Annotated in this window: 8 protein-coding genes; 5 read left to right on the top strand and 3 right to left on the bottom strand. The window is 69.5% G+C overall.

The features are described 5' to 3' along the window. Positions 1-90: 90 nt before the first annotated feature. The 3 genes from D7X55_RS24855 to D7X55_RS42960 all read left to right on the top strand — a co-directional run bounded on the left by D7X55_RS24855 (position 91) and on the right by D7X55_RS42960 (position 3,715). A complete protein-coding gene (locus D7X55_RS24855) occupies positions 91-663 on the top strand; it encodes a hypothetical protein (protein ID WP_121724385.1) in 573 nt (190 codons plus the stop codon). A gap of 129 nt (positions 664-792) precedes the next feature. Then, a complete protein-coding gene (locus tag D7X55_RS24850) occupies positions 793-2,118 on the top strand; it encodes an NAD(P)/FAD-dependent oxidoreductase (RefSeq protein WP_158626421.1) in 1,326 nt (441 codons plus the stop codon). 85 nt (positions 2,119-2,203) lie between these two features. Beyond that, on the top strand, positions 2,204-3,715 hold the full coding sequence (locus D7X55_RS42960) for a hypothetical protein (RefSeq protein WP_147468328.1): 1,512 nt from the start codon (positions 2,204-2,206) through the stop codon (positions 3,713-3,715). Here the strand turns inward: D7X55_RS42960 and D7X55_RS24840 are convergent. Together D7X55_RS24840 and D7X55_RS24835 are read right to left on the bottom strand one after the other, a co-directional pair. Continuing rightward, the gene (locus D7X55_RS24840; RefSeq protein WP_199747131.1) at positions 3,705-4,793 is read right to left on the bottom strand and encodes an EAL domain-containing protein; all 1,089 of its coding nucleotides are present in this window, start codon (positions 4,791-4,793) and stop codon (positions 3,705-3,707) included. The genes D7X55_RS42960 and D7X55_RS24840 overlap by 11 nt on opposite strands. Positions 4,794-4,808: 15 nt before the next feature. Further along, on the bottom strand, positions 4,809-6,260 hold the full coding sequence (locus D7X55_RS24835) for an LVIVD repeat-containing protein (RefSeq protein ID WP_158626420.1): 1,452 nt from the start codon (positions 6,258-6,260) through the stop codon (positions 4,809-4,811). A 183-nt stretch (positions 6,261-6,443) separates the two neighbouring features. Here D7X55_RS24835 and D7X55_RS24830 point away from each other — a divergent pair, with 183 nt between their 5' ends. Next, positions 6,444-10,028 carry a PD40 domain-containing protein gene (locus D7X55_RS24830; protein WP_120551682.1) on the top strand — a complete coding sequence of 1,195 codons (3,585 nt, stop codon included), beginning with the start codon at positions 6,444-6,446 and terminating at the stop codon, positions 10,026-10,028. Between the two features lie 10 nt (positions 10,029-10,038). On the opposite strand, the gene D7X55_RS24825 is transcribed toward D7X55_RS24830, so the two are convergent. Beyond that, a complete protein-coding gene (locus D7X55_RS24825; RefSeq protein WP_199747133.1) occupies positions 10,039-10,509 on the bottom strand; it encodes a hypothetical protein in 471 nt (156 codons plus the stop codon). Between the two features lie 279 nt (positions 10,510-10,788). On the opposite strand from D7X55_RS24825, the gene D7X55_RS24820 reads away from it, so the two are divergent. Then, positions 10,789-12,621, top strand: coding sequence for a CotH kinase family protein (locus D7X55_RS24820; RefSeq protein WP_121724380.1), 1,833 nt, complete (start codon positions 10,789-10,791; stop codon positions 12,619-12,621). Positions 12,622-12,645: the final 24 nt, after the last annotated feature.

Raw genomic sequence — 12,645 nt, 5'->3', positions numbered from 1 at the left:
GTCCCCCACTCCCACCACCCCTAGCTTTTTCCCAGCGGAGGGGCCCGAGAGCGCCGTTCCGTCCCACTCACATCTTCCGGGAGACTTTCCATGAAGAAGCTCATTGGGGTGTTCGCGTCCGTGGCGCTGCTGGGTTCGGGTGTGGCCTTTGCCCAGGACAGCGCGTCGCAGGGGGCGCAGCAGCCGTCGTCGTCGTCGTCCGGCAGCATGCAGGGCTCCTCTGGTAGCTCAGGTGCGATGGGCGGTTCTGGCTCGTCGAGCATGACGGGCTCGAACGAGCTGACGGGCAAGGTCGTCAAGAGCGACAGCAAGAAGGTCTACATCAGCAGCACCAGCGGCGCGGTGGTGCCCCTGGAGGTCGACAAGAACACGCAGTTCACCGACCCGAGCATGAAGAACGCCAAGAGCCTGAAGGAGGGCCAGGAGATCCGCGCCAGCTTCCAGGTGAAGGACGAGAAGAACATGGCGACCAGCATCTCGCCGAGCATGGGCACGGGTGGCTCGGGCAGCGACGTGATGTCGCCGGACTCGTCCATCAACGAGGGCACGGGCGGCGCGGGCATGGATGACAAGAGCCAGGACGTGGGCAAGGGCAACGACTCCACGATGAATCCGGACACGGGCTCCAGCTCCGGCTCGAGCGGCTCGCCGAAGACCTACTAGCACCGCTTCTCCCCTCCCCTGTTCCTCTCCCTCATGGGAGGGGAGCCCCGGCTCGCGGTCCTTCGTCCAGCGGAGGGCCGCGGGCGTCTTTCCATGATGAGCGCTTCCGCGCGGCGGAGCTGGAGCGGCATGGATCACGAGGCGGATGTCGTCATCCTGGGGGCGGGGGCCGCGGGGCTCGCCGCGGCGGAGCGATTGATGAGCCGGGGCCTGCGGGTCATCGTGCTGGAGGCGCGCGACCGCGTGGGCGGCCGCGTGGCGACGCTCCGGGACACGGTGGCGGATGTGCCCCTGGAGCTGGGGGCCGAGTTCGTCCACGGCAAGCCCACCGGGCTGTTGAAGCGCATCCGCAAGGCGGGGCTGACGGTCAGCCCCTGCAACGACACGCATGCGCTGTTGTGGCGCGGGAAGCTGGGGGACGGCGAGGACGCGTTCGCGTTCCAGGAGCCCCTGATGTCCGTGAAGGGACCCGACCGGCCCATGGCGGAATGGGTGGAGGAGCAGGCGCGCATCCACGCGTGGCCGCCCGTCGTGTGTTCGATGGCGCGTTCGTACGTGCGGGGCTTCTACGCGGCGGATCCGGACATCGCGAGCACGCTCGCCATCGCGCGGATGGAGGCGACCGCTGCCGCGTCCGGCGGGACCACGCCTTCCCGCGTGCTGGAGGGGTATGACCGCGTGCCGCATGCGATGGCCGCGAAGCTGATCGCGAAGCCCGGCACGCTGTTCCTCAATGCCGTCGCCGAGGAGGTGCGCTGGAGGCCGGGCTCGGTCCGTGTGCGGGCCCGGACGCGGCAGGGCACTCCGCTGGGGACTTTCCAGGGGAGGCATGCGGTGGTCACGCTGCCCGTGGGCGTGTTGCAGGCGAAGCCGCCCTCCCCCGGCGCCGTGCGCTTCGTGCCCCGCGTGCGGGAACAGGAGCGCGCCTGGAACCGGCTGGTGATGGGCTCCCTGGTGAAGGTGATCTTGCGCTTCCGTTCGGCGTTCTGGCGGGAGCAGGAGGCCACGTCTCGCTTTGGCTTCTTCCATGCGCCCGCCTCCGCGTTCCCCACGTGGTGGACCCTGTCGCCCCACCGGCGCACGCGGCACCTGGTGGGCTGGAGTGGTGGGCCTTCGGCCGCTTCGCTGTCCCGCTTGAGCGAGAAGGCGGTGCTGGGACGCGCGCTCCAGGGGCTGTCTTCGCTCTTCCGTCACTCCGTGCGGGAGCTGAACGCGCGGCTGGAGGCGTGGCACGTGCAGAACTGGCAGGAGGAGCCGTACACGCGTGGGGGCTATGCGGTCATTCCGTCGGGTGCGATGGATGCCGTTGAAGCGCTCGCCAGGCCCGTGGGCCGGACGCTGTTCTTCGCGGGTGAGGCCACGCACTCAGGCGGCGACGAGGGCACCGTGCATGGTGCCCTTGAGACGGGACGACGGGCGGCGGACGAGCTGCTGGCGCGGCGCTCGAAGGGCTGAGCCCTCCCTGTTTCCCTGGCGGAGAGGCAGGCGGTGGAGCGGTGGCGGTGATGTGGAAGCGTTCGCGCGTGGACATCTTCATGGCATGCGCCTCTGGATCGCCATCGTCGCGGGATTGAGCATGGGGCAGTCGTACGACCCGGAGCCGTTGCCTCCGGAAGATCCGTCCGTGAGGGACCCTGCCGCCGCTGCCCTTCAGGATGCCTATGAGCAGGCCGCGGACGACCGGAACGGTGCGCGGCCTCCTCAGGGCTACGCCATCCAGGCCCCGTCGGATCCGACCGAGGGGAGCTACTACTCGCTGACCCCGTTGTTGCCCGATGGCAGCATGCCGGCCACCTCGGGCGAGGTCGCGGTCCAGCAGTCGCAGACGTACGTGCCTCCGCCCGTTCCGACGTACTTCGACCAGGAGCCCTCCTCCAGCGAGACGGGGGAGACGGCTGCGTCACAGCCCGAGACAGGCACCGGGGGAGCGGGTAGCGCGGGGATCCCCGCGGGGCAGACCACCACGGGCGCAGGCGCTGCGGGGACATCGCCGTCGTCCGGCCCGGCCAGCGCGGCGGCTCCGGGATACGGTGGATCCTACGATACGGGCGCGACCTCCTCGACGGCTCCAGGCTCCGTCGCTCCGAGCGGTGCGGGGCAGACGCCGTTGGATACGTCTCGCGGGGTGCAGGAGCCGGGCGCGACCGCGACGGGCGGCGCGGAGACCGCCGGTACTGGCGCGGCTCCGTCCGAGACTGCGACCGGTGGCTCCGGCACCAACGCGCCCGAGGGCGCGACGGGAGGCTCCGGAACGACGGGCATTGGCGCTGCTGCGCCTGAGACCGCGACAGGTGGCTCCGGCACGACTGGGACTGGCGCTGCTACGCCTGAAGCCGCGACGGGCGGATCCGGAACGATGGGAACCGGCGCAACCACTCCCGAGGCCGCGACGGGAGGCTCGGGCACCACCGGAACCGGCGCTGCATCCGGAGCCGCCGCTCCGTCGGGCACGACGACCCAGGCTCCGGGAGGCACGTCGGCCGTGACGCCTTCGCAGCAGACGACGCAGGGCACACAGCAGGCGCAGACGACCCAACGTCCCCCTGACGCGAACGCCGCCGCGATGAACGAGGAAGTGACCCGCCTGCGCCAGCACATCGCGGACCTGGAGCAGGAAATGGAGGCCCGCGACACCCGGGCCACCGAGCGCACCCAGGCCGTGCAGTCCCAGGTCGACACGCATGAGCAGCGCGCCTACGAAGCCGAGCGCGCCCGGCAGCAGCGGCTGGCGCGGATCCAGTCCGGCGGCCAGTGGATGCTCGCGGCGGATCAGGCGCTGGAACAGGGCGAACTGGACGTCGACAACGCGCTCGACATCGCCGACCAGGACTTCTCCGTCGTGGGACAGAGCGCGTCGACCTATGGGCAGGGTTCGGTCGTGGTCAACTCCCAGCGCATCCGCGCGCAGATTGCCTACGCCCGGGATGCCGCCAACCGGCGGGACATCTACGCCGCTCGCATCGCCCTGCAGACCGCTGGCGAGGAACTGCGCCTGGCTCGTGCCGCGAGCCTGGAGCGCGCGGGCACGTCCAACTCCCTGCTCAATCCGTGATGCGCGGGGTGCCGCGGGACGGTGCGTCCGCCGGCTTCGCGATGAGATAGCCCTGCACGAAGTCCACCCCGTGCCGGCGCACCCAGGACAGCTCCTCCGCGGTCTCGATGCCCTCGGCCACCGTCTGGATGCCCAGCTGCCGGGCGATCTCCAGCAGCTTCTCCACGATGGACGCCTTGTAGGGATCCGCGTGGACGCCTCGCACCAGCTCCATGTCCAGCTTCATGAACTCCGGCCGGAGCTGGTGGATGAGGTTCAGTGACGAATAGCCCGCGCCCAGGTCGTCCAGCGCCACCTTGAAGCCCGCTGACCGGTAGAAGTCCACGATGGCGCGCAGGTGCGCCGCGTTCGCGGCCCGGTCGGATTCGATGATCTCGAAGACGACGTGCGACTCCGGGATGCCCGAAGCGCGGATGGCGGCCACCGTGGAGCGCAGGCAGTACGCCGGATCGTAGATGGCCGTGGGCGTGAAGTTGATGAACAGGTGCGTCTTCAGCTGGTGCCGCTCCGCCTCGCGGATGGCGGTGGTGCGCGCGGCCAGGTCCAGCTGGAACAACAGCCCCGCCTCGCGCGCCGTGTCGAACAGCCGGTTGGGCGGCACCAGTGCCCCGCCCCGGTCGCGCCCGCGCAGGAGTGCCTCGTGCGCGAAGACGCGGGACGTGTCCTGCGCGTGGACGATGGGCTGGAAGAACGTGGTGAGCCGCGACTCCTCCAGCATGTCCACCAGCCACCCGGACTGATGCAGCGTGGCCAGCCGCTGCAGTGACTCCACGCGCGGGAAGTCCGCCATGCCCGGCTCGCCGTCGCCCTGGATGAAGAGGGCGCGCGTGCCCCGCACCTCCTCCTCCGTCAGCACGTTGGGCAGGCTCGCGGAGAGCTTGCGCAGGCCGCCCTCCTCCATCCCCACCACCACGCATTGCGCGTCGGTGCGCAGCTGGTAGCTGCCCCCCGAATCACGCAGGTGCGCCACCAGCTTGCCCAGGCTGTGGCCCAGCGGAGGCCACAGGAAGAGACGCCCCGGTACGTCCGGCGTCTCGGGCAGGGTCTGGCAGCGGCCACATGCGTTCAACGGGTTCATCACACGCCCTTCGCGTCACGGAGTGTGGCGGAAGATGAGCAGGCCCCGCGTCGTGTCCCACCCATACACCAGACCGTCCGCGACGTGAACGCCCTGCAGGCCGTCGAAGTAGCTCTTGCCGCGGCCCGGGTCGGACTCGTTCCAGGTGTTGAAGTACCCGGCGGCCTTCGGCGTGCCCAGCGTGGACACGTCATACACGCGCAAGCCGTCCTGGTAGTTGGCCACGTAGAGCGTGGTGCCGGACAGGGTCATGCCGCCCAGCGTCGCCTCGCGCCGCAGGGGCAGTTCGCCGCGCTGCACGATGGACGCCGGGTTCGTGGCGTCCAGCGCCAGGATGGTGGAGCCCCACGCGTCCGAGCCCTGGTAGACGACGGTGGAGTCCCCCAGCCTTCCCACCGCCAGGGCGCTGGTGTAGGCGCCGAAGTAGCGGCCGAGGAACTTCGGCACCTTCGTCGCCGTGGCCAGGGGCGTGAGGTCCGTCACCGTGACGCCGTAGCTCCAGTTGCTCACGTACAGGCGGTTGTCCTGCACCGCCAGCGCGTAGGGGTACTCGGCCAGGTCAGGCGAGGCGCCCTCCACCAGGTAGCGCACCACGAGCGTCGGCACCAACGGCTGGGTGACGTCCAGGATGACGATGTCCGCCTTGGGCTGGGGCGACGCCACGTAGAGCAGGTTGCCGTCCTTCGCCATGCCGTCCGCGCGCACCTTCACGTCCGCCAGCACGGTCTTGTCGCAGGTGGGGACCTCCGGGTTCGCGGTCAGGTCGCAGATGCGGATGCCCGTCGCGTAGGTGCCCAGATAGAGCGTCGTGCCGCTCACGAGCAGGCTGGTGAACGTGTCCGTGGAGAACTTCTGCTCGGACACCAGCGCCGGGTGCGCGGGGTCCTTCACGTTGAAGGTGAACAGGCCCTCGCTGCCCGCGATGACGTAGGCGTAGCCGTTCGCCACCGCCACGCCGTTGGCCGCGCCGCGGGGCACCGCGCCCTGGCCCAACAGCTCCACGCGGTCGGACTCGGACTCGCCGGCGCGCCGTGCCACGCGGATGGCGGTGAACGTGCCCTGGCTCACCGTCGAACCGTTGCCGCACACGCGCACCACGCCCAGCACCTCGCCCGGGCCGTTGGCCTTGCAGCCGGCGAACGCGTAGGTCAGCGTCCCGCCGCTCGTGCCCGGCACTTCGCTGGCCAGGTAGAAGGTGTCCTGGGTGACTTGCTTCGTCGTCATCGACAGGCCGACGAGGAGCGGATCGCCGGGCGAGAACCGGATGGCCGAGGGGCCCGAGTAGCCATCATCCAGGTTGATGTTGGCGTTCCAGATGCCTTCGGCCTGGACGGCACTCAACGTCGACCGGTCACATCCGGGCAGGTCGATGGCTTCAAGCCGACACTCGGCCTTGTTGTCGGAACTGTCCTTGCCACAACCGAAGGCGAGGAGCGCGGTAGCCGTCACGAGAGAGAAACGATTCATTCCCTCCTCCATATCGGGCGAGCCCGACCGGAGCCAAGTCCCCTGGCAAACGCAGAGGGAGACGCACCGGGACGTCCACCGCAACGCAAAGAAACAAAAGGACCGCTTGTGCGTTTCCGGTGGGAGAGGGAGCCTTCCTCCGGGCCCCTGATAGCCTGTCTCCTCGCCGTACCGAGGTGCTTTTTGAACCCCCGTCCGCACGTCATCGCCGTGCTGCTGGCCCTGCTCCTGCCGGAGCTCGCGCTGGCCCAGGTCTTCGTCGTTCCCCGTCGCGCGGGGAAGACACCCGTGAACAGCTACGAGTTCGAGTGGCGGCACATCGACATCCTCGTGGGCCCCGCGTCGACAGGGCTCGCGAAGCCCGCTGACCACACCGCGCATGATCAGCCGCCCGGGACGCAGGGCGGAGCCAATCCCGCGGCGCCCACCACGAATTCCGAGACCGGCGACAAGCAGTCCCCGCCGGGCGGCCCGGAGGTCACCCCTTCCGGCAACGTGACCCTGGCGCCGCCGGCGGACACGAAGTCCGCGGCGGGCGGCGTCGCGCCTGACACGGGCGCGTCCGACGCGGGCGTCCCGCCGGCGGTGACGGGCCTGGCCGACGGCGGCATCCCGCCTCCGGGCGTGGTGGCGCTGGTGGACGGCGGCACCGCGGGCGACGCGGGAACGCTCGCGAACGCCACGCTGGCGGACGGCGGCACGCTGTTCTCCGGCGCGCCGCTCTTGCTGGGCGGATCCGACGCGGGCTTCAACTACACCTACGCGAAGGACCTGGGCGCGAAGACGGGCGGCGTGCGCTTCTACTTCTACGAACGCGAGCGCGAGGTGGCCGAGCGGGCCGCCCCCATCGTGGAGGAGGCGTACCGGTACCTGGTGGATCAGTTCAAGTACGTCCCCACGGAGACGTTCCCGTACATCCTCTACAGCAGCTACGCGGAGTTCCTCCAGACGAACGTCTTCGCCGTCTCCGAGGGCACGCTGGGCGTCACCTCCACGGAGGACCTGAAGCTGTCCTTGCCGTACCTGGGCGACCACCACCTCTTCGAGGAGGTCAGCACGCACGAACTGGCGCACCAGTTCACCATCCAGAAGGTGCGCACCGTGGCCGAGCAGGCCAAGACGTTCGGGGATCCGCTGGGCGGCTATCCGCTGTGGTTCATCGAAGGTCTGGCGGAGTTCTACGCCAAGCGCGGCCTGGATCCCGAAGCCGAGATGATGGTGCGGGACCTGCTGGTGAACCCGGACCTGATGAAGGGCTATGCCTTCCTCGACTTCTTCTCCCCCGGGCCGTACGGCTACCTGTGGATCTACAAGGTCGGTCAGGCGCGCGTGGCGTTCCTGGAGGAGGAGTACGGCGCGGGCATCACGCAGCGGCTCCTGGAGGAGGCGCCGCGGCTGGTGGGCGGCTCGCGCGACTCCCCGTCGCTCAAGTTCGAGGAGCTGCTGGAGCGGCTGACGGGGGATGACCCGAAGCGCATCTCCGCGCGGTTCGAGAACTGGCTCAAGCGCCGGTCGTTCAAGACGTACCTGGAGTCGTCGCAGACGGCGCCCGCGCTGGACTCGATTGGCGAGACGCCGGGAATCGTGACGGCGATGGCCAGCGGCCCGGACGGCAACGTGCTGGCGCTGCGCACCATCATCCCGGAGACGGGCGAGAGCCGGCTGTACCTCACGGATCCGCGCACGCCGGGCAAGACGGTGAAGGTGGCGGGCGACGGCGTGCCGGGCGTGGAGTCCCTGCACCCGGTGTCCGGCCGTAACTTCGCGCTGACCAAGGACAAGCTCGCGTTCGTGGCGGAGCGCACCGGACGCGACGTGCTGTACGTACAGGACTACGTGCACGTCTCCGAGAAGCGCGCCACGGACGTGCTGGTGCGGCGCTCGGCGGTGCGCACGGGCATTGGCACGGAGGTGGGCCTCAACGTGAAGCTGGAGACGGGGGACCGGCGCGCGTACCGCGTGGACAAGCAGGGCGTGCTGGCCATCTATTCGCCGGCCTTCTCCCCGGACGGCCGCTACGTCGCGTTCATCGGCATCAACGACTCGGGCCTGCGCGACGTGTACCTGGTGGACCTGACGCAGGGCGAGGACGCGAAGGTCCGCAAGCTCACCGACGACGCGTTCGCGGAGCGGCAGGTGACCTGGGGCCCGTCCGGCATCATCTACACGTCCGACGCGACGTCCCACCGCAAGTACAACCTCTTCCGCGTGAAGCCGGACGCGCCGGCGGGCCAGGCCGAGCGGCTGACCAGCGAGGACCGCGACGAGGCGGATCCGCTGGCGCTGCCGGACGGCCGCCTGTTCTTCGTGGCCTACAACAAGAGCAGCTCCGACCTGCACGAGCGCCTGGCGGACGGCCGCATCGTGCGGCGCACGGACCTGACGACGGGCGTCTTCGAGCCGGGCCCCGGCCCCGACGGCGGCCTGTGGATGCTCTTCCACATGAGCGGTGAGCGGAAGCCGTCCCTGCTGCGTCCGCCGCGCATGCTGTCGCTGGAGACCCCGAAGGAGCCGGTGGCGGATCCGCCCTCCCCCATGGCGCTCAAGCCGCTGACGGACGCGCTGAGCTACAAGCCCTTCACGCGGGAGAACATCGAGCTGGGGCCCATCTTCGGCTTCGCGGGCGCGGGCGGCGGCGGCTTCGTGGGCCAGGTGTTCGCGTCCGCGTCGGACCGGCTGCGCGACCACCAGGTGGTCCTCACGCTGGCGGTGTACGGCTCCTTCGAGTTGACGGACGGCCTCTTGCTGTACGTCAACGACGAGAAGCGCACGACGTGGGGCGGCGGTCTGTTCCAGTCCCTGCGCTTCCGCGTGGACAAGACGTTCGACTCCCTGCCGCCGGACCAGCGGCCGTTCTTCGTTTCGTCGGAGCGCTACTTCGGCGCGTTGGGCAGCCTGCGCTACCCGCTCAGCACCTTCTTCTACCTCCAGGGCGACCTGAGCATCGGCGGCACGAAGTACTTCCTGGATGACTTCAGCGAGTTCTACCTGGCGTTCCCGGAGCGCAACGAGGCGAACCAGGACCTGCTCTCCGCGTGGCGCGCGGACAACCAGCACATCCGCTTCCAGACGGAGCTGAGCGGGCGCGTCGGGTACGACAGCATCAAGTACCACTACGCGACGGGGCCGCTGTCCGGCAGCTCCGTGCTGCTGGAGGCCACCGCCGGCGTGCAGCCCTTCGACGGGCAGGCGTACGGCAACCTGCGCCTGGACGCGGAGCGGTACTTCCCCATCTACGGCCGCACCAACTTCTTCGCGCGCCTGGGCGCGGGCAGCACGGTGGGCGGCCGCTACGCGCGCTCCTACTACCTGTCCAGCTTCGACACCCTGCGCGGCGTGAACTTCGGCGACGAGCGGTGGCTGCTGGGCCAGCACTTCGTCTACGGCACCGTGGAGGCGCAGCTGCCCCTCAACGACATCATCCGGGTGGCCTTCCTGAGCGACCTGGAGGCCATCGCCGCGATGGACGCGGGTGGCGTGGGCGATGGCGCGAGGGACCTCTGGGACCACCGCGTGCTCAACGCCGTCGTGGGCTTCAACCTGTCGCTGGGGCCCCTGCTCCTGCGCCTGCACTTCGCGCGGCCCTTCGACATCAATGCCGCCGCGGGCAAGCCCGACGAGGGCTGGGTGACGAACTTCTCCATCGGCGTCGCCGGCCTCAACGGCTTCTTCGACACGAAGGGTGACCGCAGGCCGGGGTCCACCACGCCGGGCCCGGCGCTGATGCCCGCGCTGGGCGGCGGCTACACGACGCCCATGGTGCACTGAGGCAAGGGCTTCAGGACTGCGCGGCGACGAGGGCGGCGTTGGCGCGAGCCAGCGGCCCCCCGTCGTTGGGGATGCGCTCGAAGTCTCCGCGCAGGGCCTTGATGGCGAACTTCTCCAGGTCGATCTCCCGGCGGGTGCGTACGCCCAGCGCGCGCACCAGCACGGACAGGGGCCCGAAGCCGGTGAGGCCGTGCTGGAGGAGCAGCCCCAGGGTGATGCCGCCGAGCACCCTCAGGCCCCGGCCGGACTCGCGGCCGAGCAGCAGACCGGCCAGCGCCACGGCGGGGACGCCCACGACCAGGGTCCGGTGCACGTCCCACTCGTGCTCCAGCTTTTCGAGGTACCGGCTCATCTCCGAGCGGTCCCCCTGCTCCGCCATGAAGCGGACACACGACTCCACGTGAGCGTCGATGCGCTGGTTCATCGTGGAAGGCGCGTGGGCGCGCACGGCATCGGTCGAGGTCTGGTTCCAGGACTCCATCATCACTCCCTTGTCGGACTCGGGCCGTCCTCCAGCCTGCTCCCAGGAAGCTAGGTCCGCCGGGCGCATCCGTGCACAGGGCAACGTCTGGCGGCCGCCGCCCGGCTGCCCGCTCCGGGGGGCGCGCTCCTTCACGCGGTCCGTCAGCGGCCCCCAGCGAGGGCAGGCGAGCATTCCGGAGAGGGAAAGAGTTTTCCCCGCGTGGGGTGATCCATTGCCCTGGTCTTGCCCCGAGTCCCACCTGGCAGGGAGGCATGGGGCTTGCTCAGGGGTCGAGCGATGATGCGCTTACGACTCCTGATCAGCCTGACGATGCTGCTGGCCGCATGTGGCGGCGGCACAGCGAACCCCGATGACAATCCCTCCGTGACCGATCCCGGCATCACGGACCCCAGCGCGGATGCTGGCGTTCCCGACGCGGGCTCGACGGACGCGGGGACTCCGGACGCCGGGGCCTCCGACGGCGGACCGGTGGACGCGGGCCCGGGCCCGGTGGATGGCGGGAGCTCGGACGCCGGCACGGATCCGCAACCGGTGCCGGAGGTGGAGCGGCCCTTCACGCTGCCCAAGGTCCAGACGTCGTTGCCGGAGTACGTGCTGACCATGCCGCCGGAGACGCTGGCGAAGTTCATGGCGAACCCGCTGACCGAGGAGCAGGACGCGACGTTCCAGGCGAACGGCAAGACGTTCCCGGTGAAGGTGCGGCTGCGCGGGGCTTCCGCGCGCTACTTCGAGAAGAAGAGCTGGAACGTCAGCTTCGCGGACAAGGACAAGTTCGAGGGGCGCACGTCGCTCAACCTCATCGCCGAGTACGCCGACGCGTCGATGCTCGCGGAGAAGATCTCCTACGACCTGCTGGCGGCCATGCGGGTGCCGGCGTCGAAGGCGACGTTCGTGCGGCTCTCCGTGAACGGTCAGTACGAAGGCGTGTTCCTGGAGGTGGAGCAGGTCAACAAGGCCTTCGTCAAGGCGCGGCAGTTCCCGGATGACGACGCGACCATCTACCGCGCGGGCTGGAAGGACACGGAGTTCAAGACGTGGAAGGTGCCCTACCAGGGCGACTGGGTGAAGAAGACCAACGAGAGCGAGCCCGACGACGCGCTGTGGGAGGTGCTGGACGTCATCAACCACACGCCGGAGCCGCAGCTGGTGGCCGCGCTGGAGAAGAACCTGGAGCTGGAGTCCTACGTGCGCTCCATGGTGCTGGACGCGCTGATGTCCAACAACTTCGTGGAGGACTCCGAGAGCTACTTCATCCACGACGACATCACCGGGCGCTGGCGCTACGTGCCGTGGGACCTGAACAACGTGGACGCGCGCTGGTGGTACACGAACTCGGTGCAGGACCAGTCCGCCTCCACGAGCAACATGAAGCACCCGCTGTTCAACTTCACGCTGCTGGATGGCTGGGTGGAGAAGATGTACCTGCAGCGCAAGCTGGAACAGGGGAGCTACCCGGGCTACCTGCCGACGTTCTCCAACATGGGCACGCGCGTGGTGCTCAACCCCGTGCTGCGCGCCCGGCTGGAGGCTCGGCTGGACAAGGCGCTGGACGAGCTCTTCACGTCGAAGGTGATGGACCCGTACATCGATCAGCTCCACGCGCTGATTGACGCGTCCATGAAGACCGACCCGTACATGGACTACGCGAAGTTCAGCGCGGGCAAGGCGTACATGAAGCGCTTCGTGCAGTTCCGCCGCGACTTCGTGAAGGCGGAGGTGAAGCGGCTGAAGGCACAGCAGTCCACGCTGGTGATGGAGGCGTTCGACCCGCGCGAGGGTTGGGTGGAGGTGGGCAATCACGGCACGGAGCCGGTGTCGCTCAAGGGCATGACGCTGACCACGAACCTGCGGGTGAGCCTGGCGGGCGGGGGCTACGCGCCCACCATCGTGAAGGCGCCCACGGGCGCGGTGCTGGACCACATGACGGTGCCACCGGGCCAGCGGGTGCGGCTCACGGGCGCGTTGCTGGGCATCACCTTCCCCGCCAAGGGCGAGGTGGGCCTGTTCGACGGCACGTCCGTGGTGGGCATGAAGGACGCGCTGTTCTACGGCGAGCTGCCCGCGGGCAAGCACTACGTGCGCGGCGAGGACGGCTGGGAGGTGCGCTGAGTCTTCGCGCGGACAGCGTGCGAG

Source organism: Corallococcus sp. AB049A (assembly GCF_003668885.1).
Taxonomy (GTDB): domain Bacteria; phylum Myxococcota; class Myxococcia; order Myxococcales; family Myxococcaceae; genus Corallococcus; species Corallococcus interemptor.
This window is presented reverse-complemented; position numbering and strand designations above follow the sequence as displayed.

Bases quoted from the DNA above. Each gene is read 5' to 3' on its own strand.
- D7X55_RS24840 (WP_199747131.1), bottom strand. From the start codon at position 4,793: ATGAACCCGTTGAACGCATGTGGCCGCTGCCAGACCCTGCCCGAGACG.
- D7X55_RS24825 (WP_199747133.1), bottom strand. From the start codon at position 10,509: ATGGAGTCCTGGAACCAGACCTCGACCGATGCCGTGCGCGCCCACGCG.
- D7X55_RS24820 (WP_121724380.1), top strand. From the start codon at position 10,789: ATGATGCGCTTACGACTCCTGATCAGCCTGACGATGCTGCTGGCCGCA.
- D7X55_RS24835 (WP_158626420.1), bottom strand. From the start codon at position 6,260: ATGAATCGTTTCTCTCTCGTGACGGCTACCGCGCTCCTCGCCTTCGGT.
- D7X55_RS24855 (WP_121724385.1), top strand. From the start codon at position 91: ATGAAGAAGCTCATTGGGGTGTTCGCGTCCGTGGCGCTGCTGGGTTCG.
- D7X55_RS24850 (WP_158626421.1), top strand. From the start codon at position 793: ATGGATCACGAGGCGGATGTCGTCATCCTGGGGGCGGGGGCCGCGGGG.
- D7X55_RS42960 (WP_147468328.1), top strand. From the start codon at position 2,204: ATGCGCCTCTGGATCGCCATCGTCGCGGGATTGAGCATGGGGCAGTCG.